Origin of the sequence: Corynebacterium sp. Marseille-P8863, from assembly GCF_946902955.1 — a bacterium.
Lineage (GTDB): Bacteria > Actinomycetota > Actinomycetes > Mycobacteriales > Mycobacteriaceae > Corynebacterium > Corynebacterium gottingense.
In genome coordinates this window covers 53,358-76,526 of the sequence record NZ_CAMPQC010000001.1, presented here as the reverse complement: position 1 = coordinate 76,526, position 23,169 = coordinate 53,358, and the positions used below count along the sequence as shown (strand labels likewise).

Below are 23,169 nucleotides of genomic sequence, written 5' to 3'. Positions count from 1 at the left end.
GACAATATCTGAAACAGTGGGCACCCCCGCTTCTCTCTGTTACTCCCAAGACAACCTGGAAAAGGAATGCTGGACTGATGAATTTGAAGGGAGCCGTGGTTGCCGCGGCGTCGACAATCGCTCTGGCCTGCGGAATGACTCCGGCGGCGGACGCTGCCACCGTCACCGCCGCCCAGGTCGCGGGGCAGACCCCGGTGGGCACCGTGAAGGCGTGGGACGCGCGGTCCAACCCGCCGCTGGCGCTGAACACCAACCGCCCGCAGTCGTGGACCCAGCAGGTAGACCACAAAAACGTGCTTTCGTACCAGGTCTACTCGCCGTCCATGCGGCGTGACATCCCGGTCGCGGTGATCCCGGCGACCAATTCCGCCGGGCAACGCGTGCCCAACGCCCCGATCATTTACCTGCTCAACGGCGCAGGTGGCGCGGAGCAAGACCAGGATTGGCTGAAGTCCTTTACCACCCGCGAGTTCTTTGCGGGCAAGGGCGTCAACGTAGTCATCCCGCAGGCGGGCGCGTTCTCGTACTACACCGACTGGGTAGACCAAAACCCGCAGGGGCGCTACGTCCGCGGGCCACAGAAGTGGGAGACGTTCCTCACCCAGGAGCTGCCCGGCCCGATGGAGCGCACGCTCAACGCGGACAACCGCCGCGCCATCGTCGGCTTTTCCATGTCCGGCACGAGCGCGCTCGTGCTGCCGGAGCATCGCCCGGGCTTTTACGATGCCGCCGCCTCGTTCTCCGGCTGCGCCGCCACCGCCTCTCCGCACGGATACAACTACGGGCGCGTGACCGTCAACCGCGCGGCGAACATCCCGAACTTCCAGGAGATCACCCCGGAGCAGATGTGGGGCCCGATGGGCAGCCCGAACAATGTGTGGAACGACGGGCTGGCCAACGCCGAGCGCCTGCGCGGCACCAAGCTCTACATCTCCTCCTCCACCGGCCTGGCTGGCCGGAAGGACCAGGTCAGCTACCTGGTGGGCGAGGCCGGCGTGCCGGAGATCGCGGCGGGTGTCGCCGCCGCCACGTTGCAGGTCGAGGGTGGCGCGATCGAGGCCGCCATCAACCAGTGCAACCACGACCTGCGCGCAAAGCTCGACGGGCTGAACATCCCGGCGCACTACGAGTTCCGCAACGCGGGCACGCACTCCTGGGGGTACTGGCAGGACGACATCCAGCAGGCATGGTTCACCACCATCGCCCCTGCGTTTGGGATGTAGATGCACCCGCAGAGCAAGCAGAGCACCCAGCCCCGCAGCAGAGCGATCGACCCGGCGCTGCTCGACCAGATCACCGGCGATGCGGCGCTGGCGTGGGCCAACGCGTGGTCCGCCGACACCGAGGCCTCGCTGACCGCCCCCGGCAGCCCGCTCGCCGAGGAGGCTGCGCGCCTCCGGAGCGACATCCGCGCCGCCCTGGACACCGACGCGCGCATCCCCTACGTGCTGCGCCGCGGCGATTTCCTCTACAACTTCTGGCGCGACGCCTCGCGCCCCCGCGGCGTGTGGCGCCGCACCACCTTGCCCGAGTTCCTGGCTCCTGTCACGGAGTGGGAGGAACTGGTGAGCGTGGATACGCTTGCCCGCGCAGAGGGTGAGGACTGGGTGTGGAAGGGCGCGACCGTGCTGCCGTTGACGCAGGACCGAGCGCTGCTGCGCTTGTCACGAGGCGGCGCCGACGCGGTGACCATCCGCGAGTTTGACCTGCACACCCGCGCCTTTGTCGCCGACGGTTTCCGCATCGACGAGGCCAAGACCGATGTGAGCTGGGTCGACCGCGACACGCTCCTGGTGGGCACGGACCTGGGCGAGGACTCGCTCACCCACTCCGGCTACCCCGCGCAGGTTCGCCGCTGGCACCGCGGCACGCTGCTCGCGCAGGCGGAGGAGATCTTCCGCGGCGAGGTAAGCGACGTCGCCGTCGGCGCCTCCTACGACCCCACTCCCGGCTACGAGCGCACCGTGATCACCCGCGCCCTGGATTTCTACACGTCCCGGACCTGGGTCGACGGCCAGGAGCTGGACCTGCCGCTGGACTGCAGCGCGGTGCCCTACAAGCAGTGGCTGTTCATCATCCCGCGCACCGACTACCAGCCGGAGGGCGCAACGATCCCGGCCGGCGCGCTCGCCGTCACCGACCTGGAGCGCTTCCTCGCGGGCGAGCGCGACTTCCGCGTCCTGTCCGACTTGTCCGACTCAGGCGCGGTTGAAGACCTCTCGCTGACCGCCAACTACGCCTTCGTCACCACGCTCGACAACGTGTCCACCCGCATCGAGCGCATCGCCCTCGGCACCTGGGAGCGCACCGACGTCCCGCTCCCGCCGGCCTCGGCCGCACACATTGTGGCCACCAGCCCGCTCGACGGCGATGAGGTATGGCTCAACACCTCCAGCTTCACCACGCCGAGCACGCTTTCGCTTCTCGACGCCACCGCGCCCGATCACCCCAACGCGGCCAAACACGCCCCCGCCCTCTTTGACACCGCGGGGCTGGAGACCCGCCAGCACTGGGCGACCTCCGCCGACGGCACCCGGATCCCCTACTACATCACCGGCGACTTCTCGCGCGGCCCGCGCCCGACGCTGGTGGGCGGCTACGGCGGCTTCGAGGTCTCGCTCACGCCGTCGTTTTCCAACGTGCGCGGCATCGCCTGGCTGTCCAAGGGCTACTTCTACGTACAGCCCAACCTGCGCGGCGGCGGCGAGTTCGGCCCCAACTGGCACTCGCAGGCCGTGAAGGCGAACCGCCACAAGGTGTGGGAGGACCACCGCGCCGTGCTGGAGGACATCGTCGCGCGCGGCTACGCCACGCCCGAGCGCATTGCTATCCGCGGCGGCTCGAACGGCGGGCTGCTCACCTCCGGTGCGCTCACCCAGTACCCGGACCGCTTCGGCGCCGCCGTGGTGCAGGTCCCGCTCACGGACATGCTGCGCTACCACACGCTCTCCGCCGGGGCGTCGTGGATGGCGGAGTACGGGGACCCGGACGACCCTGCCGAGCGCGCCTTCATTGAGACGTGGTCGCCGCTGCACAACGTGGCCAGCGCCCCCGCCTACCCGCCGGCCCTGGTGACCACGTCCACCCGCGACGACCGCGTCCACCCCGCCCACGCGCGCACCTTCGCGCTCGCGCTGTGGGAAGCCGGCCAGCCGGTCGACTACTTTGAAAACACCGTCGGCGGGCACGCGGGCGCGGCCGACAACGAGCAGGTGGCGCGCGTGGAGGCCATGATCTACACCTGGCTGGAACGCCAGATCGGCGACACAGCAACGGCGGAGCGCACGCAGTGAAGAACCTGACGCTGGCCACCATCTTCGCGGCCATCAGCGGCTTCATCGTGCTCTGGGTCGCCGCCCGCGCCCTGGACCCGGAGACGGGCTACCGGTACTTCGCCGCGTTCTGGAGCGTCTTCTTCGCGGGCGCCGGGCTTGTCGACGGCATCACGCACGAAACCACCCGCGCCGTCGCCTCCGCCGCCGAGACCGGCAAGCGTGGCGCGGCTAACCCGTGGCGCATCGGTGCCCGGCTCGCGGCGGTGGTCCTCGTCGTCGTGGCGGTCGGCGGCGCCCTGCTCATGGGCACCGTCGTACCGCAGTCCCCGGGCACCGCCACCGCCCTGCTCACCATCGGCCTGATCAGCTACGTATTCCAGGCGGTACTGGCGGGCGTCCTGTCCGGCTCACACCTGTGGGACCGCTACGCCGCACTCTTCACGCTGGACTCGGGCGTGCGCCTGGTCCTCGCCGTGGTGGCGTGGGCCGCCGGGTGGGGCCTGCCGGTCTTCCTGCTCATCACCGTGATCGGCGCGGCGAGCTGGCTCACCCTGCTGCGCCGGGAGCACCTGCAGGTGCCGGTGGATGTGGACAGCGGCCTGTTCGTACGCCGCATGGTCACCGCCATGGTGGCCTCCGGGGCGTCGGCGGCGCTAATCACCGGCTTCCCCGCCGTGATCAACGCGGCGTTTCCCGGCGCGCCGGTGGCGGCGGTGATCAACGCCGTGATCCTCACCAGGGCGCCCGTGCTCGTGCCGCTGCAGCGCTTCCAGTCGGCCCTGGTGGTCCGGTTTGTGGAGCACCGCGACCGGATCTACGCGGCGCTGGCCATGCCAATTGGCGCGGTCCTGGGCCTCGGCGCGGTGGGGTTCGTCGCCGCGTGGGCAGTCGGCCCGCTCATCCTGCGCATCGCGTTCTCGCCGGAGTACGCGATGGGCGGGGTGTCGCTGGGCGTGCTCACCTTCGCGTCCGCGTTCATGGGCGCGCTCATGATCACCGGTGTTGCGGTGCTCGCCCTGGAGCGTCACGGCTGGTACGTCGCCGGGTGGCTCACGGCCACGGCGGTGGCGTTTGGGATTTTGTTCGCGGCGCCGGTGGGTGCTGAGGGTGGGGGCACGGTGGCGTCGATAAGCATTGCCCTCTTCGCAGGCCCCCTGGCCGGCGCGCTGGTGCATGTGGCGGGGCTGCGGCGCGCGCTAAGGTAGTTCCCTATGGGAACAATGCTGGTCACCGGCGGTGCCGGGTTCATCGGGTCCAACTTCGTGCGCATGGCGCTCAGCAGGGTGGACAAGATTGTGGTGCTGGACAAGCTCACCTACGCGGGCAATCGGGACAGCCTCGCCGGGTGCGACGTGGAGCTCGTGCGTGGCGACGTCGCCGACGCCCCACTGGTCAACCGCCTCGTCGCTCGCGCCGACACCGTGGTGCACTTCGCGGCGGAATCGCACAACGACAACTCGCTGCGCGACCCCTCGGCGTTCATCCAGACCAACCTGGTGGGCACGTACACGCTGCTCGAGGCGGTGCGCGAGCACGGCGCGCGGCTGCACCACATTTCCACCGACGAGGTCTTCGGCGACCTCGCCCTCGGCGGCACGGACGCCTTCACTGAGGCAACGCCGTACAACCCGTCCTCGCCCTACTCGGCGACGAAGGCGGGATCGGACCACCTGGTGCGCGCGTGGGTCCGCTCCTTTGGCATCCCGGCGACCATCTCCAACTGCTCTAACAATTACGGCCCCTACCAGCACGTGGAGAAGTTCATCCCCCGGCAAATCACCAACCTGCTGCGCGGCGAGCCCGCGAAACTGTACGGAACGGGCGCGCAGGTGCGCGACTGGATCCACGTGGACGACCACAACGACGCGGTGCTCACCATCCTGGAGCGCGGCGAGCTGGGCCAGACCTACAACATCGGGGCCGGCGGCGCGCACGTGACCAACAAGCAGGTCATCAAGGCCATCTGCGAGCTGATGGGCGGCACCTACGAGCACGTCACGGACCGCCCCGGCCACGACCAGCGCTACACCATGGACGCGACGAAGCTGCGCCGCGAGCTGGGCTGGCAGCCGCGCTACACGGATCTGCGCGCGGGCCTGGAGCAGACGATTGCCTGGTACCGCGACCACGAGTCCTGGTGGGCCGCGGGCAAGGACGCGGTCGAGGCGGGCTACGCGGCGCGCGGCCAATAGGCAGGCTCTAGACTGGCCAGCATGTGTGAGACCCCGATTCAAGGCCTGCAGATTGAACGGCTGACCGTCCACAAGGACAATCGCGGCTGGTTCAAGGAGAATTGGGTCGGCCAGGCGCTCGTGCCCGCGCAGCAGAACGTGAGCTTCAACGCCCGGCGCGGCGCCACCCGCGGGATGCACGCCGAGCCGTGGGACAAGTGGATCTCGGTGGCCACGGGCCGCGTCTACGCCGCGTGGGTGGACATGCGCGAGGACTCGCTCACCTACGGCAAAACGTTCGGGTTAGAGATCACCCCGGACATCGCGGTGTTCGTACCGCGCGGCGTGGCCAACGGCTTCCAGGCGCTCGAGGACGCCACGACCTACATCTACCTGGTCAATCAGCGCTACAACCCGAACGGTTCGTACGCGTTTTGCTCGTACAAGGAGGTCGAGTGGCCGCTCGAGCCCACCGAGCTTTCGGAGGCAGACACGAAGCACCCAATGCTTGCCGACGCCACGCCAGTCCCACCCCGCAAAATCCTCGTCACCGGCGCGAACGGCCAGCTGGGCCGGGCACTCAGGCAGGTATACGGCGAGGATGAGGCCGACTTTTTCACCCACGACGAGTTCGACCTCACCGACATGCCCGACCTGGACTTCTCCCAGTACTGGGCCGTGATCAACTGCGCCGCGTACAACAACGTCAACGGTGCCGAGGACGACCGCGCCACCGCCTGGGCGGTCAACGCTGAGGCGCCGGCACAGTTGGCGCGGATAAGCAATGCCCACGATCTGACGCTGGTGCACGTGTCCAGCGACTACATCTTCGACGGCACCCGTGAGGTCCACGACGAGGCGGAGGCCCCCTCTCCGCTGTCGGCCTACGGGGCGTCGAAGGCCGCGGGCGATACCGCGGCGCAGGTGGCGCGCAAGCACTACGTGGTGCGCACCGCCTGGGTCTTCGGCGACGGCAACAACTTCATGTCCACGATGGCAGGGCTGGCCGCGCGCGGGGTGGAGCCGAAGGTGATCATGGACCAGCGCGGCCGCCCCACGTACGCCGAGGACCTGGCCAAGGGCATCGCGCACCTGCTTCGCACCCGAGCTGAGTACGGGGTATACAACCTGACCTCGGACGGGGACGCGGTGGGCCGCGACGAGATCGCCATGGCCGTGTTCATCGGCGTGGGGCACGACCCCTCCGAGGTACACCCGGTGACCACTGCGCAGTACGCCGAGCTCAACGGACCGGAGGCACTGCGCCCGGCGGAGTCCACCCTGAGCCTGGACAAGATCAAGGCGACCGGATTCACGCCAACCAATTGGCGAGCAGCACTCGCCCTGTACCTCGCGATGCAGTAGGTTTAGACGCTGAACTTGCTTTGCCTGAGGAAACAGTAAAAGGAGCTCCACCATGTCTCGCTCGCAGATGCCCCGCACGCAGTCCGTCGCGTTGGCCACCGTCGCCGTCCTAGGAGCCGCGGGCCTCGTAGTCCCGGCGCACGCTGCGCAGACAGGGCAGACAGGGCAGACAGGGCAGACAGGGACGACGTCTGCCACTCCGACGGCAACGGCAACCGGGACCACCACCGCAACCGCAACGCCGACCGCCACCCCGAGTCCCACCACCGTGACAACCCCGACGGTCACGGTCACCACCACCCCCACGATCACGCCGACCACCACCACGTCGACGGCCGCGCCCTCCGCCCCGGACATCCTGCAGGCGATGTCCAGCGGCGATTTCTCCAAGATCAGCAAGCCGCAGATCGCGTTGCTCGTACTGGGCGTGCTCACCACGGTGCTGGGCCTGGCAGTGAGGTTCGACGTGCGCGAGATCGCCGCCGGCCGCTACACCTTCGAAGACTTCATGAAGGAAATGGCACAGGAGTAAACGCGGCATCAGCGCGGGTGGACGTCGTGTGACCGGCTAGTCTGGGACGCATGCGAGGCATCATTCTGGCCGGCGGGTCCGGCACGCGCCTGTACCCGATCACGCAGGGCATTTCGAAGCAGCTCATGCCCATTTATGACAAGCCGATGATCTACTACCCGCTGACCACGCTGATCAGCGCAGGTATCCGCGACATCCTCATCATCACCACCCCGGAGGACGCGGGCGCGTTCAAGCGTTTGCTTGGCGACGGCTCACGCTTCGGAGTCATGCTCAACTACGCAGTCCAGCCCTCCCCGGATGGGCTCGCGCAGGCCTTCATCATCGGGGAAGATTTCATCGGCGACGACTCGGTCGCACTCGTGTTGGGGGACAACATCTTCGAGGGCACGCAGCTCACCCGGATTCTTGGCGAGACCCGCGACGTGGACGGCGGCGCCATCTTCGCCTACGAGGTCTCGGACCCGCAGCGCTACGGTGTCGTCGAGTTCGATGCGGCAGGCACCGCCCTGTCCATCGAGGAAAAGCCGGAAACACCGAAGTCCAACTTCGCCGTCGTGGGCCTGTACTTCTACGACAGCAAGGTGGTGGAGATTGCCAAACAGATCACCCCGAGCGCGCGCGGCGAGTTGGAAATCACCAGCGTGAACGAGGCCTACCTGCGCGAGGGCGCGCTGAAGGTCCACCGGCTGCACCGCGGGGACGTGTGGCTAGACACCGGCACCATTGATTCTATGAGCGAGGCCAGCGCGTACGTGGAGGTCATGCAGAAGCGCACCGGTACCATCATCGGCTCGCCCGAGGTGGCCGCCTACCGGGAGGGGTTCATCTCCCGCGACGCGCTCGAGGCCCTCGGCCGCGCCACGCTGAAATCGGGTTACGGGCGCTACTTGTTGGACGCAGCGCGGGACTAGAAAAAGTTCTGACAAAGCACTTTTCCTCATCCACTTTTTGATGCAATACTTTTACCCGGAAAACTACCGGGTCGCCCCCACACACCCAAGGAGATGCCATGTTGGCAAAAATACTGCAGCAGCAACACTCACTCTTGCACTAGGCCTGACACCTCTCGCCCACGCGGATACCCAGGAGCTTGATACCGAAGGTTTTAGCAGCGTTGACCGAAGCCGAATCACTCCGACAGCAGAAGCTGATGCGAAAGCCTTCATCGAACAAAGTCGCACTCTTTCCGAAGAGGAATTTTGGCAGGAATTCGACAACCTCAGTCTGGAAACCAAACTCGCAGTCACAGCGGAGCTTGAAGATGCAGCCGCCTTTGCGCACCCAAACGCACAAACGCGATCAGCCTACAGCCGAACCGTTTTAAGTGCTGCTGAGATTGCTCAATGCAGCATCACGCTAGGCGCGTCCAAATGCTACAAAGCAAAGCAACTCGCCGATCAAGCTTCCGACGAAGCTATTCGCTTCTATCCGACTTCCTCACACAACGGAAGAGGAGACGCCTGGCGTCACTGCTGGTGGAGCGCATCAATGACAATCGATCTCGGAGAAAATGCAGCGAAACTGATTGGGACTAATCACGAGAAGTTCACAACCGGTCCGCAAGCTGAGAAGGAAATGGACCTATACAACAATGCTCAAGGAAGGTGGGCAGCTGTCGCCGCAGGAAATGACTGGAGAAAAGCAGTCAACTTCTGCCACACATGGTCGGGGAATGGTATTTTAAAAACCTTGAACTAGCCAGATGCGAAATCTCAGGGCTTCAGAGAAATTTGCCCTGAGATCACACGTTCACAATTCGAAGAAAAGCAGGTCAAGTCATTGCGCGTAGGCGAAGTCACAGTACTCATGTCCGTATACGCAAATACGAAAGCTGAAGATCTCGCCTTCGCCCTGAAGAGCCTACAAGCACAGACTCGGCCGCCCGAACGCATTCTCGTAGTTCTCGACGGCCCAATCGCCCAGGACGTCCATTCGCTTCTCAACAACGTCGATACGCTACCGTTGGAAGAAAATGTTGGCCTCGGGAAAGCTCTGGCAGCTGGACTTCGTGCAGTCGACACCGAATTTGTCGCACGCCTTGACTCGGACGATGCCGCTTTCCCACACCGCATCGAGACTCAGCTCAGTTTCCTCAGTAAGCACCCTGACATCTCGGTAGTCGGCTCCTCGATGAGGGAGTTCAACGAAGCGGGTCACGGCAATATTAGAAAACTGCCGGAATCTCCCTCGGCGATTGCAAAATACGTCCGACTCAACTCCCCAATGAACCACCCTTCGGTAATGTTTCGCACCGCCGACGTACTTGCCGTAGGAGGTTACCGCGATCTACGTGGCATGGAGGACTACGATTTATGGGCACGCATGATCTCGCAGGGGAAGAAACTTTATAATCTCCCAGAACCTCTAACATATTTTCGAGTGGATCAAGACCAGTTCAGACGCCGTTCCGCGAACAACGTACGCGAGGCTGAAAGAGAACTTCAAACCGCGCTGGTTCAGTATGGCCTAGTCTCGCCGGTGCGCGCGCGCCTCAACTTCGTCCTCCGAAACCTCTACCGCGCGCTCCCACTACACCTCATGCAGCGCGCATATGGCGTGCTGTTCCATCGAAGTAAGTGAACACCGTTTTCGCTGACTATTCCTCACAGGCTGCTCACGCGCGTGTACGCCCTACTTTTCCATCGAGACCGGTAACGTATTGAGCGCTATGAACCAATCTCGCGGCGTCGATAAGCATTCGGCGCAATACCCAGGGCGTGAACAGGGCGCGCACGAGTCCTTCACCGACACCTGGCTCATCGTCCCCTGCTACAACGAGGGTCAGGTCATCCAGGACGTGTTGGAGCACGCGCGGGAAACGTTTCCCAATATCGTGGCGGTCAATGACGGCTCGCACGACAACTCCGCCGAGTCGATCCACGCTGCGGGCGCACACCTGGTCAACCACCCGGTGAACCTTGGCCAGGGTGCCGCGATCCAGACGGGTGTTGAGTACGCGCGTACTCAGCCCGGCGCGAAGTACTTTGTCACTTTCGACGCCGACGGCCAGCACCAGGTCAAAGACGTTAAGCGCATGATCCACCGGCTGCGCACCGAGCCGATTGACATCGTCGTGGGCACCCGCTTTGCAGGCCAGGAGGAGACGCAGGTGCCGTGGATCAAGCGTCTCGTGCTGAGAACGGTGGTGCTCCTTTCCCCTCGCACCCGCAGACTTGGGCTGACCGACGCGCACAACGGCCTGCGCGCCTTCAATGCCAAAGTGGCACACGAGATGAACATCCGCATGAATGGGATGTCGCACGCCTCCGAAATTGTCAGCATGATTGATGCGCGGGGGTGGCGCGTGGCTGAGGAGCCGGTGGACATCCTGTACACCGAGTACTCCATGAGCAAGGGCCAGTCCCTGATCAACGGTGTGAACATCCTCGCGGACGGCATTGTGGCAAGGAGGCTCCCATGATCCAGCTGTTCCTCATCCTGGCGACCCTGGTGCTGGTCATCTACTTCTTCACTCACCGCAAGAAGGCGAACGCGAAGGCGTGGGTCAAGCTCGGTTTCGTGGTGCTCGTCTTCGCGGCAATCTGGGCGATCCTGCGCCCCGACGACGTCACGGTGCTGGCCAACTGGCTCGGGGTGTCTCGCGGCACGGATCTCATGCTGTACGCGCTCATCTTCGCGTTCTTCTTCACCACCATCTCCACGTGGACCCGGTTCCGCGAACAGGAGCTACGTTATGCCCGCTTGGCCCGCGCGGTAGCCTTGCAGAATGCGGTGCGCCCGGAAGATCCGTACGGCGCAGCGCCTCAAGCATCGCAACCTGAATAGGAGCAGTTTTACCGTGAGCGATACGAAGATCCCGCCCCTGATGTGGGCCTTTACGGCCGTGCTCGCCATCGGCACCGGCGTGGGCGGATATCTCATTGGCAACCAGACCGCGACGCCGCCCGCCGCGACGGAGACGGCCCAGCAGTCTACCCAGGCAGAGGCCCCGAAGGTGGATGTTGCTCGCCGCGAGGCCGACGACGCCATGGCGCTTGGCGACGTCGACGCCCCCGTCGTCATCTCCGAGTTCTCCGACTGGGCCTGCCCCTACTGCATGCGCTTCGCCGCGCAAACGATGCCGGAGATTGTGGAGCAGTACGTGGACACCGGCAAGGTCCGCTTCGAGATGAACGACTTTGTCATCAATGGACAAGGCGCCCTCAACGGGGCGCGCGCCGGCCGCGCCGCCGCGGACCAGGGCAAGTTCTTCGAGTTCCAGGAGGCCTACGTCGCGGCCGCCTCCAAGGTAGAGGGCCACCCGGACTTCTCCCTCGACGAGCTCGCGGGCTTTGCCAAGGAGGCCGGCGTGCCGGACCTCGAGCAGTTCCGCTCGGACGCGGAAAGTGACAAGTACGACCAGGCGCTTTCGGAGGCGAACACGCTCGCCCAGCAGTCCGAGGTCACCGCCACCCCGACCTTTATCATCAACGGCCAGGTGCTTGAGGGCGCGCTGCCCTTTGAGAAGTTTGCCCAGGTCATCGACGCCGAGCTTGAGAAAGCCGGAGCATAGGGGCCAGCAAAAACTCGTATGCGATTTTCGCTAAGCTAGACAGCCCTAAGTTCAACCGCTCCTCGAGGAGTCCCCCATGCCTCACTTATATCCCGTCCCCTCAACTGACCAGCCGACCGCTATCGAGTTTTTCGCTGGTATCGGTCTCGCGCGAGCCGGAATGGCCGACGCTGGAATTTCGACGGTTTGGGCGAACGACTACGACAAGAATAAATTTGCCATGTACTCGGGCCAGTGGGGCGACGGTGACTTTGCACTGGAAAACGTGTTTGATGTTGACCCCGACCAAGTACCGCACGCAGACATAGCCTGGTCTTCCTCCCCTTGCACGGATCTGTCATTAGCCGGAAAACGGAGCGGGATCAGCGGTCGGGAATCATCTGCTTTCTTTGGTTTCACCAAAGTCCTCCGCGAAATGGGGAATCGCGGACCAAGCGTAGCAGTCTTAGAGAATGTTGTCGGCCTCGCGTCTTCCCACGGTGGCGATGATCTCCGCGCCGCGATCCGGGAATTCAATGAGCTTGGGTACGCAGTAGATGTTGTCATCATAGATGCACGCAGGTTTATCCCGCAGTCCCGTCCAAGGCTTTTCCTCATTGGCGCAAAGCAACCACTCGAAGGAGGCAAGGACGACACCGCACTGCGACCAGATTCAGTGGCGTGGGTGCACCAAGAGGACGGCTTGCGCACCTTCAAGTTTCCCTTCCCACCCGTTCCTGCTCCGCGCAAGGAGGGGTTCAGCAGCGAAGTCGAGCACCTCGCAGATGATGACCCACGGTGGTGGGACAGTCGGCGAACCGACAACTTCATCCAATCCATGTCGACGACGCAACGACTGCGCGCTGATGCGTTTATCAACGCGCGCGAATTGTCCGCTCGCACTGCTTACCGGAGAACGCGAAACGGTGTGCCTACCTGGGAAATGCGCGCGGAAGACATCGCCGGATGCTTGCGTACGGCACGTGGCGGCTCATCGAAGCAAGCAGTAGCGGTCATGGGACATGGCAGGATCCGCGTCCGCTGGATGACCGGCCTGGAGTACGCACGCCTCATGGGGGCAGGGTGGTACAACCTCAGTGGATTACGAGAATCCCAGATTCAATACGGCTTTGGCGATGCGGTAGCTGTGCCAGTTGTGTCTTGGCTTTCGCGAGAAGCGCTGGTTCCGCTTGCCCTGAAGACTCGAGGGGGCGCATATGACGAGCATGCACTCTAACGACTCAAATACGAGTCGCGTAGAAGAAGCGTTCATCGAACTTCTCGGTGAAGCGACAGACTGGTATGAAGACCATCGCAAGCGAGATAGAAGTGCGAAAACGAATACGATCAATGTTGGATTAATCGTTTCTAGGATGGTCCGCGACGGTCTTCCAATCCCCCAAGAACGTCTACTCTCCGAAAATCAAAGTCAGGTTCGCGGCCTTTCCGGCACAGCAATAAAGAAAATCCTGGCTGAACACGGCGAGCACAGAAAATACACCTCTGAAGGTGGGAGAACCTCCCGCGGGACTATCCCTAAGGCACAAGGCCTCGTTGCGCGTTGGAATCGCGTCAACATCGACGGCGTAGACGTTGCAGCCCTGGCGGATCAACTCGAGTCCTTTTTCGTCGAAAAAGCAAAAGTTGATTACTTTGACAAACAACGGATCAAAGTCGACCTGAACCACCGCAAGCCCGTTTCACTCACGGTTGGCGAGATCCTCGAGGCAGCTGCTGCCCGAGAAGACCGCCCCACCGGCACAGTGCTCCAACACCTGATTGGCGCAAAACTTGAGCTCCGTTTCCCGGATCTCGATGTGGGACGGGATAAAGCCAACACAGCGGACCTCCAGACTGATCGCCATGGCGATTTCCAGTTAGGCACCACCGCGTTTCACGTGACCGTTTCTCCAATGGAGAAGCTCATGGACCGATGCCGAGAAAACCTATCCGAAGAGGTACGCCCAGTAATTATCGTTCCTGCGTCTCGCGTTCTGGCAGCGAAACAGCTCGCCGAAGTTGCCGCGATTGACCACAGCGTGGGCATAGTCGAGGCAGAATCCTACATCGGGACAAACATCGAGGAACTTGCTCTGTACAGCTCTGACCAAATCCGTGAAGGCCTCGCTCGCCTCATTCGCCGTTACAACGAACGAATCGAGGATGTCGAATCCGACCTCTCTCTGCGTGTTGACGAGCCGAAATGGCTCAGCAAAATGGCAGACGAGCAAGGCTTCTAAAGACGACGGCCTAGACACTCGGCCTAGTAGCCGCGGCGGATCCACTCCTCCAGGTGCGGGGCCTCCGCACCGATGGTGGTGTGGTCGCCGTGGCCGGTGCGCACCACCGTCTCCGCGGGCAGGTCCAGTACGGACGTCTGCAGGGAGTGGATGATGGTGTCAAAGGACGAGAACGAGCGACCCGTCGCACCCGGGCCGCCCTGGAACAGGGTGTCGCCCGAGAACAGCTCGCCGGCCTCCTGCGCGTAGACGACCACGGAGCCGGGCGAGTGGCCCGGGGTGGACAGGACCTTGAGGTCGGTGCCGGCGATCTGGAACGTGGTGCCGTCGACAAGCTGCTCATACTGCGCGTTGGGGTTCTCGCGCTGCCACAGGAAACCGTCGGTGGGGTGCAGGTACACCGGCGCGTTGACCAGCCGAGAGAGCTCTGGTGCGGCGTCGATGTGGTCCGAGTGCCCGTGGGTGGCGATGATGCCCTTGACGCGGCGGTCGCCCACCGCGGCGGCGATGGCGTTGGCGTCGTGGGCGGCGTCGATGATGTAGACCTCGCTGTCGTCGCCGACGATCCAGACGTTGTTGTCCACCTCCCACTCGCCGCCGTCCAGCTTGAACAGGCCGGAGGTCACAACGTTTTCTACGCGGAATGTCATGGTGGTCCCTTCGGGTTCGGTCTGACTAGAACTCGACGACGCTGCGCAACACGTCGCCACGCTTCATCTTGGCAAAAGCGTCCTCCACGTCGCCGACGCCGATGCGCTCGGAGACGAACTCGCCGAGCGGGAAGCGGCCCTGCAGGTGCAGGTCGACGTAGGTGGGGAAATCGCGCTCCGGCAGGCAGTCGCCGTACCAGGCCGACTTGATGGAGCCGCCGCGTCCGTAGACGTCGATAGCCGGCACGTCGATGTGGTCGGTCTGGTTGGGCACGCCCACCATGACCATGCGGCCGGCCAGGTCGCGCGAGTAGAAGGCCTGGCGCCAGGTGGGCTGGATGCCCACGGCGTCGATCGCCACGTCGGTACCGAAGCCATCGGTAAGCTCGCGGACCTTATCAATGACCTCCTGCTCGCTGAGGTCCTTCGCGCACACGGCGTGGGTGGCGCCAAAAGTCTCGGTGGCGGCGTCGCACTTGCGCTGGTCAATGTCCACCGCGATGATCTTCGATGCGCCCGCGAGTGCAGCACCCGCCACTGCGGCCAGGCCAACGCCGCCCAGGCCGAAGACGGCGACGGAATCGCCGCGCTGGATGTCGCCGGTGTTCACGGCCGCACCGAGGCCGGCCATGATGCCGCAGCCGAGCAGGCCCGCGGCCGCCGGATCCTCGTCCGGGTTCACCTTGGTGCACTGCAGCTCGTGGACCAGGGTCTTCTCCGCGAACGAGCCGATGCCCAGCGCCGGGGTGAGCTCGGTGCCGTCCTCCAAGGTCATGCCCTTGGAGGCATTGTGGGTGTTGAAGCAGTTCTTCGTGTCGCCCTTGCGGCAGGCGCGGCACTCGCCGCAGACTGCGCGCCAGTTCAGCACGACAAAATCGCCGGGCGCCACGTGGGTGACGTCCTCGCCGACAGTGTCGACCACGCCAGCGGTCTCGTGGCCGAGGAGGAACGGGTAGGCGTCCTCGATGTCGCCGTCACGGTATGCCAGGTCGGTGTGGCACACACCGGTGGCCTGGACTTTCACCACGACATCGTTGGGGCCCGGCTCCGGGATGACGATGGTGGTGACTTCAACGTCTGCACCCTTTTCGCGAGCGATGACTCCTTGGACCTTTTGGATACTCATAGGGCCCTACCGTACCAGAATTTGGAGATCTGTCACTTATCCGAGCATTACCCCTCACACCAACCAAAATCTTGACACATACCTAGATACGTTTCATACTTAGGTACATGACATTCCCCCAACCTTGGATACGCGCCTTCATGTCGGCTGCGGTCCTCCGATGCCTCGCCGACGGGCCCGCGCACGGCTACGCCATCGCACAATCGCTCGAATCGCTCGGCTTCGGCAGACCAAAGGGCGGCTCCCTCTACCCCGTCCTGGGCAAGCTCGAGAACGCCGACCTCATCGAAGCCCACTGGGCCCCCAGCGAAAGCGGGCCCGGCCGCAAGACCTACTCCATCACCACCAAGGGCAAGGCCGAGCTCTTCGACTACGGCACCCAACTCGACCAGCTCAGGGCGGCGCTTCGCGACGGCCCGGCGCGCACCGACCCCACCAATTCCGCGAACCCCACTACCACCCGAAAGGACACGAAATGAGCTTCTGGACCGACCGCGCAACCCTCGTCCTCACCCTCAACCACGGCTTTTCCCGCGACGCGGCCGAGCAAGCCGCTGCCGATGCCGCAGCGCACGCAGACGCCGACGGGCTCACGCCCGAGGCCGCCTTCGGCAAGGCCGACGAGTGGGCAGAATCCCACGCAGCCGAGGTCCGCGACGACCTGGCACACGGCGGCACAGACCCATTCATGAGTCAGGGACCGGCGCGCCCACCGCGCCTGGCCTGGATCTTCTTCGTCGCCACGGCAGGCTTCGCCATCGGGATTACCATCGCCACCTGGAACGAAGACGTCACCCTTGGCATGGCGATCACCCCGGCGGTCCTCGCGCTCGGGCTGAGCGCCACGCTGGCAACGTACTGGAATCTCTACACCCGCATGGCGAAGTGGAAGGCCGGTGCCATTTCCGCCATCCCGCTCGTGGCGTTCAGCCTCATCGGTGCGTGGCTCATTTCGGCGCTGAGCACGATCGACCTGCCGTTTGGCAACGGGTGGAGCCTGATCCTCGCGCTTATCATGTCGGCCGCGGCGTTCTTCTTGCCGTGGAAGAAGCAGACGCCCGACGACGCCACACACACCACTCCTGCCGCCGGCGATTGGGACAGCACGGTCGCCGGGGAGTTACGCGCCCGTGGTGAGTACCGCGAGCGCGAGATCCGCGAAGTGCTTGCGGAGGCCCACGCGTTCGCCGAGGAAAACGGCACGACGGTGGAGGAAGAATTCGGTGACGCGAAGCGCTATGCGCACAGCCTCCCGTCGCGCCCGAAGCGCAAGCTGCAGCGCGCGGCCAACATCAACGCCGGCGTATTCTTGCTCACGCTCGCCAACATGGCGCTCAACTACTTCAGCGAGGCCGGGCCAAACATGGTCGGCGTCAGTTTGTTCGGATTTGCCGCGTTATGCTCCGGCGCTGCGGCGATCCAATTGTGGTTTAAGATGCGGCGATCCTAGCCGCGACGTGGGCATGGCCACGCTGGTTGACGTGGATGGGCAGGTTGCCCGGCCCGCCGTAGAAGTCCACCAGGCCGGCCCACATGCGCTGGTTATCCGGTGAGCACATGTTGTTGTTCCAGGTGGACGGCTTCATGTCCAGGAACTCCACACCGGTCGCGCGCGCAAGGTCAACCTGCGCCCACTGCGCGGAGTCCTCCCACTCCTGCACCGCCGCGAACGGGGTGTAGTCCGACACGTTCGGCGCTACATGGAAGAGGCAGACGCGATCACCCTGCGTGATCTTGGGGTAGCCGACGATCTGGATGCGCGCATTAGGGGCGGCAGCGCGAATGCGGTTGATCTGCGGCACCATGGCGGCGACAAAGTCGCGTCGAAAAGCGGCTCGATCGCGCCCGTCGTTGTGGTAGGTGTCGTTGAAACCGGTGGAGATGATCACGCGGGCCGTGCTGGGGGTCAGACCGCCCTCGTTGACGGCGCGGGTGACCTGGGAGGCGAACTGCGGCCCCTTCTGGATGGAGACCGTGCCCGTACAGGAGTAGTCCCAGGCGGGCAGCCCGAGTCGGCCGGCCGCCTGCTTGCCCCAGCTGGTTGGCGAGGTCGGGCACCACGTGGTCACGGAAGAGGAACCGCGCGGGTCCAGCCCGAGCTTGCCCGCCGCCCACTGCGGGCCGCTCGGGTCCGCGATAACGGAGTCGCCGAGGATGACCAGGTTTCGCTCCTGCGCCTGCGCGGCCGGTGCGACGGCCGTGCCGGCAACCCCGACGGAGCCGATGGTGGCCAGGACCGCTGCGCAGGTGGCAGCAACCTTGGTACGAAGTGAAGTGCGCGTCATGTTCCGTATGCTCCTTGTGGCGGCATTATGTACAGGATGTGTATCCCCAAGTCGTGGACAAACGTTACCCGTGCCATACTTTCCACACAACATGAGTCACATACGTTTACTGAATTAACACCCCAAATCATTTTGTATAACTAAGCAGATACACTGTCTCTGCCAGTTTTTTCAGGGAAAGAAGGACCTCGCGCCATGCCGTACCCCGCACTCTCTCCCGTGGGCCGCGCCGCGTTCACCGCGCGCTCCGCGGCCCGCTTCCTCCGCGCTGCCACCCGCGCCGGCTTCATCAGCGCCGAAGGCGGACCGAAAGCGCTGCTCACCCTCGCGCCCGCGCTCGCGCGCTACCACTTCACCACCGCCCGCGAGGTCGAGCAGGGCGCTGCGGCAGTGCCCGAGCGCACCGCGCTTATCGACGACGACGGCCTCCTCACCTACCACCAGCTCCGCGACCACTCGCGCGCCCTCGGCCGCTGGATGCTTGACGTCCAGCGCACGCAGGACCTCGACGCGCTGCGCATCGGCGTGATGGCGCGCAACGGCCGCGGCATCATCCTGCCCCTCGCGGCGAAGGGCTACACCGGCGGCACGATCTTCCTGCTCAACATCGGTTCCTCCCCCGAGCAGCTCGCCGGCATCATCGCGGAAAACGACATCAATATCCTGTTCATCGACGACGAGTTCGCCGACCGCATCCCCGAGGGGATCGACCACGTCACCACGGTGTGGGCGCACACTTCCCGCGACCACGGCGACGAGCTGACCCAGGCCGGCATCATCGCCCGCGGCACCCGCGACCTCCCCGCACTCCCCACCTTCCCCGCGCACGGCGACATGGTGCTCATGTCATCGGGCACCTCCGGCATCCCCAAAGGCATCCTCCGCCCCGAGCCGAAGCTGCCGATCGTGGTAGCCGGCTACCTCGAAGCCATGCCGTTCCGCTCCGGCCACACCATCCAGATGACGGCGTCCATCTTCCACACCTGGGGGTGGTCCGCGCTCAACATCACGCTCGGCGTGCGCGGCACCGTGGTGACCCAGCGCGTCTTCGATCCCGAGAACGTGTTCCGCCAGATCCAGAACTTCCGCTGCGACGGGCTCGTCTCCTCCCCTGTCTTCTTCAAACAGATGCTGGACGTCCCCGGCAACGAGCGCTACGAGACCTCGCACCTGAAGTTCATCGGCTCGGCCGGCAACGCGCTCACCCCCGCCATCATTGAGCGCATGCACGACCGCTTCGGCCCCATCCTGGCCAACATCTACGGCTCCACCGAACTCGCCCTCGCTGCAGCCGCCGACCCGGAACTGCTGGCCAGCGACTTCTCCGTCGCCGGCCGCGTCCCGCCGGGCACGGTGCTCAAGCTTTACGACGCCAACGACCAGGAAGTCCCCCAAGGCGAAGTCGGCCGCATCTTCCTCAACAACGAAACGGCCCTGCGCGGCTACACCAACCCGGACACACCCATCGTGACCATCGACGGCCTCGTGGAAATGGGCGACCTCGGCTACTTCGACGAGCACGGCTACCTCCACGTCTTAAGCCGCAACGACGACATGATCATCGTCGGCGGCGAGAACGTGCACCCGCAATCCGTCACCGAGGTCCTGGAGAAGATGCCGGGGGTGGACGAGCTTCACTCCGGCGGCGTCGACGACCCCGACACCTTCAAGCGCATCGCCGTGTGGGTGGTGCGCGAACGCTCCGACGCCGGCGCGCGCCTGACTCCCCAGGCAATTCGTGAATGGGTCAAAGCCCATTTGGCTGACCACTCCATCCCCCGCGACGTAAACTTCGTGGACACACTCCCGCGCAACGCGACGGGCAAGGTTGTCCCCCGCTTGCTGCCGGAAAGCCGCCGCGACACATAAGTCCCGAGGACCAGGGCGCCAGTGCTCATCCCCGGGCGGAAGGAGCCCCATGGGAGCTGCTGCACCGGGCCCGCGCGACAACGCCCGCGCACCATTCCTCCTCGCCCTCGCGTTCCTCATCACGGCCGGGTGGTCAGCGAACCACTTCGCGTCGGTGCTGGTTCTCCTGCGCCGCGACCACGACGTCTCCGCAGTGTTAGCCAACAGCGCTTACGGCATCTACGCGGTCGGGCTCTTCCCCAGCCTGCTCGTCGGCGGGTGGGCCGCCGACCGGTTCGGGTCACGGCCCGCCGTCGTTGCGGGCACCGTCATCGCGACCGCGGGCAACGCCTACCTCATGCTGGGTATCCCCGGGCACGGGTTGCTCCTCGGCCGCTTCGTTGTCGGGCTCGGGGTGGGGCTGGTCGTCAGCGCCGGCACTGCCTGGGCCGGCAGACTCCGCGGCGCGGGCGGTGCCACCGCCGCGGGCATCGCCCTGACCACCGGGTTCATGCTCGGTCCGGTCTCCTCCGGTGTGGTCGCCCACCTGGCCGCGGACGCGGTGAAGGTCCCGTTCGTGGTGCCGATTGTGATGGCTATGGGGGTGGTGGTGGCGTCGATAAGCATGCGCGACGACGGCGCGCCTGCGGTGACGCGAGAGACTGCTGAGGCTCGCCCGGGCCACAGCGAGGTCAAGGCGCTCGCGACTGCGGTGCCGATGGGGATATGGGTTTTCGCCTCGATCACGACCGCGATGGTGGTGCTGGCTGGGCGTACCGACTTTGCCATCGGCGCGGCGTTTATGCCTGGTGTGGCCGCGGTGCTGGGCTTTAGCGTGGCGCTGGCCGTGCAGGCGCTCGCGCGGCGCGGGCAGTGGGGGCCGCGCGCGGGTGTGGTCGGGGCGCTCGGCGCGGGCGGCGGCATGGCGCTCATCGCGGTTGGCGGAGCACGGCCGTCTGCTTGGGTGTTTGTGGCGGCGACCGCGCTGCTCGGGCTGGCGTACGGGCTGTGCCTGCGCGAGGGGCTTCTCGACGTCGACGAGTACACCCCACCCGAAAAACGCGGCCGCGTCATCGGGCTGTACTACGTGGCCACCTACATCGGGTTCGGGATCTCGCCGCTGATCGCGTGGATCACGCCGCGCGTCGGGCCGAGCCTGCCGTTCGTGGTGCTCGCCGCGCTGGCCGGGTGCTCCGCGCTCATCCGCGCCGCGCAGATTCGCCGCGGGTACCTGATGCGTGGGGTTGTTGGGAGTTGAGGTTTCGTCGGTGTGGCGTCGTGGGTGTGACGTCCTAGATGGAGCTAGCTCCGTTTGGCCGATGCGGGCGACGGCGACCTGGGGCTTTACGGAGCGGGCGGGTGCAAATGGAGCTAGCTCCGTTTGGACAATGCAATCCCACGGGTTGGAGTGTGATGAATCGCGTCGCTAGTGCCGAGAATCATTGCCCCTACTCATATCCGGATAGCTGCTGCGATAGCAAAACAACCCGCGTAGGCGGTAAGATTCCCGGCAATGACTGACAATGCTTCCCGGGTCGCTCCCCCGCCTCGTATCTATCTGGCGTATGTGAAACGTTTCTACCTAGATGACCCTTCCTCGGCTTTACAAGTTTTGGCAGGTGCTAGTTTCGACGAAACAACCGTTCTCAACTGGATCGAAGAGGGGAAACAGATAAACCATGATATCTGGTATGAGGACATTCCCATTGATAATCTCCCTCATCCCAGTGCTGCACCGCGTGAAATCCTCATCCATTTTACCGGTGATTTTATGGACGAGGGCTACTGTAATCAGGATCTCCAATGGTCGGATCCGGTAGGACGTAAAGCTCGCGTCCCAGATAATTTCCTTGGAATCGTGCGTCCCCAACCTGAACGAGAAGGAACACAAAACGAAGACGGTTATTTAGGCGATAACACGTACCTGTGGCGGGTCCCATGCCCATGGAAGAGTCGCTACTTGCTGTCACCGTTTACTGAAAGTAGTAACGAAAACATTAATTACGGTCGCCCTTGGTCGGTCTAAGTATTGCTTCAAGGGCCTATAGATTCCGTGAGGTGACCCACTTCTCACCCCGGATTTCCTGCGGCAACCCGGCGCGCCAAACCAACGAAGAAACCCCAGCTAAAACGGTGCGAACTGGGGTTTTGTGCCCGGCCTTGGTCCAAATGGAGCTAGCTCCGTTTGGACAATGCAGCCTCGCCGGTTCGAGTGTGTTGATCTCGTGGCTGAGGCTTGCAATCAATGCCCTGCTCATATCCGGATAGCTGCGACAGACCATTCTTCTTCGAGGGGAAGATCACCCAAGATCGATTCAAAACCACGGGAGATGATCACGGGGGCGGAATCCTTCTGCATAGAACGTTACTTCTTTGGTCTTTTCTCCCCTGACTTTCAACGCGATTTTTCCTTGCCCAGGTGTGCGGTGTCGAACTACAGCATGATCGACGAGCGCTACAGCACTTGCCCAGGATTCCTTGTCTATATCTGCAAGGCAGTGCCCCGAATAGAAGTCGGGAAAGGAATTCCGCTGTACTGGAGAGATTCCAGGACGCGAAATTCTCTTCATGGCGACCGACCGAAGGTTCGAGATGATAGCTACAGGGAGCGCCAAGTCCCACACAGCGAAGAGTTGCCGAAGGGGCAATCGGCCCTCCGCAGAGCGGACATTTACATGTATTTGGATAGCTTGTAGCTCTTTGTTCATGTTGCGTGTGACGTCATTGAGTTCCCAGAGACCCGAAGAGACTTCCTCGTTCAAGGAATTCCCGGTGCTGGCGAAGCCAAGCGATAATTCTGCCCACCTAAAGCGATCAAAGAGTAGGTCTACGTCTACTTCCACGGCGGCTGAGGCAGAAGTCTCAAGGATGATGTAGTTGTCCTCGTACACGGTGTATGTCACACCCCGCAGGGTAGCGTCACTTCTACACCCCAAACCATGCCAGGGGCATCAGCATCATCGTTGATCTCCACATCGACGTCGCCTCGAAATACCGTTTGACCGTGATTCTTGCAGATAGCACGTGCGGTAGCCCGATTTCAGCGACCGCCCCCACCAGGAATAGAATTTTGGTACCCGTCCCTACCTTTCGGAACCCCTGGCCATGGGGTCCTTGGCCAAAGCTCAATACGTACCGTAGCAGTTCTTGCGGGCCAGAAACCTGATCCCACCATCCGTGGA

23 protein-coding genes are annotated in these 23,169 nt (G+C 63.9%); 19 read left to right on the top strand and 4 right to left on the bottom strand.

The genetic code is table 11. The features are described from left to right. Positions 1-77 precede the first annotated feature (77 nt). The 14 genes from OVO38_RS00385 (at position 78) to OVO38_RS00320 (ending at position 14,078) form a co-directional block, all read left to right on the top strand. Positions 78-1,223 carry an alpha/beta hydrolase gene (locus OVO38_RS00385; protein WP_267207482.1) on the top strand — a complete coding sequence of 382 codons (1,146 nt, stop codon included), beginning with the start codon at positions 78-80 and terminating at the stop codon, positions 1,221-1,223. After that, a complete protein-coding gene (locus OVO38_RS00380; protein WP_267207481.1) occupies positions 1,224-3,293 on the top strand; it encodes a prolyl oligopeptidase family serine peptidase in 2,070 nt (689 codons plus the stop codon). Continuing rightward, positions 3,290-4,480 carry a hypothetical protein gene (locus OVO38_RS00375; RefSeq protein WP_267207480.1) on the top strand — a complete coding sequence of 397 codons (1,191 nt, stop codon included), beginning with the start codon at positions 3,290-3,292 and terminating at the stop codon, positions 4,478-4,480. Before OVO38_RS00380 ends, OVO38_RS00375 begins: the two co-directional genes overlap by 4 nt. 6 nt (positions 4,481-4,486) lie before the next feature. After that, a complete protein-coding gene (gene rfbB / locus OVO38_RS00370) occupies positions 4,487-5,467 on the top strand; it encodes a dTDP-glucose 4,6-dehydratase (RefSeq protein WP_267207479.1) in 981 nt (326 codons plus the stop codon). Positions 5,468-5,488: 21 nt separating this feature from the next. Continuing rightward, complete coding sequence (locus tag OVO38_RS00365; protein ID WP_267207478.1) at positions 5,489-6,811, top strand: sugar nucleotide-binding protein; 1,323 nt, start codon at positions 5,489-5,491, stop codon at positions 6,809-6,811. 52 nt (positions 6,812-6,863) lie between these two features. Beyond that, entirely contained in the window at positions 6,864-7,343 is a 480-nt protein-coding gene (locus OVO38_RS00360; protein ID WP_267207477.1) for a hypothetical protein, read from the top strand. A 50-nt stretch (positions 7,344-7,393) separates the two neighbouring features. Then, on the top strand, positions 7,394-8,257 hold the full coding sequence (gene rfbA / locus OVO38_RS00355) for a glucose-1-phosphate thymidylyltransferase RfbA (protein WP_095275165.1): 864 nt from the start codon (positions 7,394-7,396) through the stop codon (positions 8,255-8,257). Between the two features lie 40 nt (positions 8,258-8,297). Continuing rightward, the gene (locus OVO38_RS00350; protein ID WP_267207476.1) at positions 8,298-9,044 is read left to right on the top strand and encodes a DUF6973 domain-containing protein; all 747 of its coding nucleotides are present in this window, start codon (positions 8,298-8,300) and stop codon (positions 9,042-9,044) included. A gap of 108 nt (positions 9,045-9,152) precedes the next feature. Continuing rightward, positions 9,153-9,926 carry a glycosyltransferase gene (locus tag OVO38_RS00345; protein WP_095547718.1) on the top strand — a complete coding sequence of 258 codons (774 nt, stop codon included), beginning with the start codon at positions 9,153-9,155 and terminating at the stop codon, positions 9,924-9,926. An 88-nt stretch (positions 9,927-10,014) separates the two neighbouring features. Further along, positions 10,015-10,767, top strand: coding sequence for a glycosyltransferase family 2 protein (locus tag OVO38_RS00340; RefSeq protein WP_095547719.1), 753 nt, complete (start codon positions 10,015-10,017; stop codon positions 10,765-10,767). Beyond that, on the top strand, positions 10,764-11,132 hold the full coding sequence (locus OVO38_RS00335; RefSeq protein ID WP_095535199.1) for a DUF2304 domain-containing protein: 369 nt from the start codon (positions 10,764-10,766) through the stop codon (positions 11,130-11,132). Before OVO38_RS00340 ends, OVO38_RS00335 begins: the two co-directional genes overlap by 4 nt. A gap of 13 nt (positions 11,133-11,145) precedes the next feature. Then, positions 11,146-11,859: a thioredoxin domain-containing protein gene (locus tag OVO38_RS00330; RefSeq protein WP_239215574.1), complete on the top strand. Its 714-nt coding sequence runs from the start codon at positions 11,146-11,148 to the stop codon at positions 11,857-11,859. Positions 11,860-11,935: 76 nt separating this feature from the next. After that, on the top strand, positions 11,936-13,075 hold the full coding sequence (locus tag OVO38_RS00325; RefSeq protein WP_239215576.1) for a DNA cytosine methyltransferase: 1,140 nt from the start codon (positions 11,936-11,938) through the stop codon (positions 13,073-13,075). Continuing rightward, on the top strand, positions 13,056-14,078 hold the full coding sequence (locus tag OVO38_RS00320; protein ID WP_239215587.1) for a DUF4928 family protein: 1,023 nt from the start codon (positions 13,056-13,058) through the stop codon (positions 14,076-14,078). The genes OVO38_RS00325 and OVO38_RS00320 overlap by 20 nt, the downstream gene beginning before the upstream one ends. A gap of 23 nt (positions 14,079-14,101) precedes the next feature. Here the strand turns inward: OVO38_RS00320 and OVO38_RS00315 are convergent, their stop codons facing one another. Both OVO38_RS00315 and OVO38_RS00310 read right to left on the bottom strand, forming a co-directional pair. Further along, positions 14,102-14,728 carry an MBL fold metallo-hydrolase gene (locus tag OVO38_RS00315; protein WP_095553297.1) on the bottom strand — a complete coding sequence of 209 codons (627 nt, stop codon included), beginning with the start codon at positions 14,726-14,728 and terminating at the stop codon, positions 14,102-14,104. Between the two features lie 25 nt (positions 14,729-14,753). Beyond that, complete coding sequence (locus tag OVO38_RS00310) at positions 14,754-15,854, bottom strand: S-(hydroxymethyl)mycothiol dehydrogenase (RefSeq protein ID WP_267207475.1); 1,101 nt, start codon at positions 15,852-15,854, stop codon at positions 14,754-14,756. A 107-nt stretch (positions 15,855-15,961) separates the two neighbouring features. Between OVO38_RS00310 and OVO38_RS00305 the strand changes: the two genes are divergently transcribed. Together OVO38_RS00305 and OVO38_RS00300 are read left to right on the top strand one after the other, a co-directional pair. Next, positions 15,962-16,333, top strand: a complete 372-nt coding sequence (locus tag OVO38_RS00305; protein WP_122084586.1) for a PadR family transcriptional regulator — start codon at positions 15,962-15,964, stop codon at positions 16,331-16,333. Further along, positions 16,330-17,304, top strand: a complete 975-nt coding sequence (locus OVO38_RS00300; RefSeq protein ID WP_267207474.1) for a hypothetical protein — start codon at positions 16,330-16,332, stop codon at positions 17,302-17,304. Before OVO38_RS00305 ends, OVO38_RS00300 begins: the two co-directional genes overlap by 4 nt. On the opposite strand, the gene OVO38_RS00295 is transcribed toward OVO38_RS00300, so the two are convergent. Continuing rightward, positions 17,285-18,139, bottom strand: a complete 855-nt coding sequence (locus OVO38_RS00295) for a GDSL-type esterase/lipase family protein (RefSeq protein WP_095275173.1) — start codon at positions 18,137-18,139, stop codon at positions 17,285-17,287. The two genes, OVO38_RS00300 and OVO38_RS00295, sit on opposite strands and share 20 nt — an antisense overlap. A 195-nt stretch (positions 18,140-18,334) precedes the next feature. Between OVO38_RS00295 and OVO38_RS00290 the strand changes: the two genes are divergently transcribed. The 3 genes from OVO38_RS00290 to OVO38_RS00280 all read left to right on the top strand — a co-directional run bounded on the left by OVO38_RS00290 (position 18,335) and on the right by OVO38_RS00280 (position 22,013). After that, entirely contained in the window at positions 18,335-20,008 is a 1,674-nt protein-coding gene (locus tag OVO38_RS00290; protein ID WP_267207473.1) for an AMP-binding protein, read from the top strand. Positions 20,009-20,057: 49 nt separating this feature from the next. Then, positions 20,058-21,245 carry an MFS transporter gene (locus OVO38_RS00285; protein WP_267207472.1) on the top strand — a complete coding sequence of 396 codons (1,188 nt, stop codon included), beginning with the start codon at positions 20,058-20,060 and terminating at the stop codon, positions 21,243-21,245. 255 nt (positions 21,246-21,500) lie between these two features. Continuing rightward, the gene (locus tag OVO38_RS00280; protein WP_233126916.1) at positions 21,501-22,013 is read left to right on the top strand and encodes a hypothetical protein; all 513 of its coding nucleotides are present in this window, start codon (positions 21,501-21,503) and stop codon (positions 22,011-22,013) included. Positions 22,014-22,302: 289 nt separating this feature from the next. Here the strand turns inward: OVO38_RS00280 and OVO38_RS00275 are convergent, their stop codons facing one another. Beyond that, a complete protein-coding gene (locus tag OVO38_RS00275; RefSeq protein ID WP_267207471.1) occupies positions 22,303-22,890 on the bottom strand; it encodes a hypothetical protein in 588 nt (195 codons plus the stop codon). Positions 22,891-23,169 lie beyond the last annotated feature (279 nt).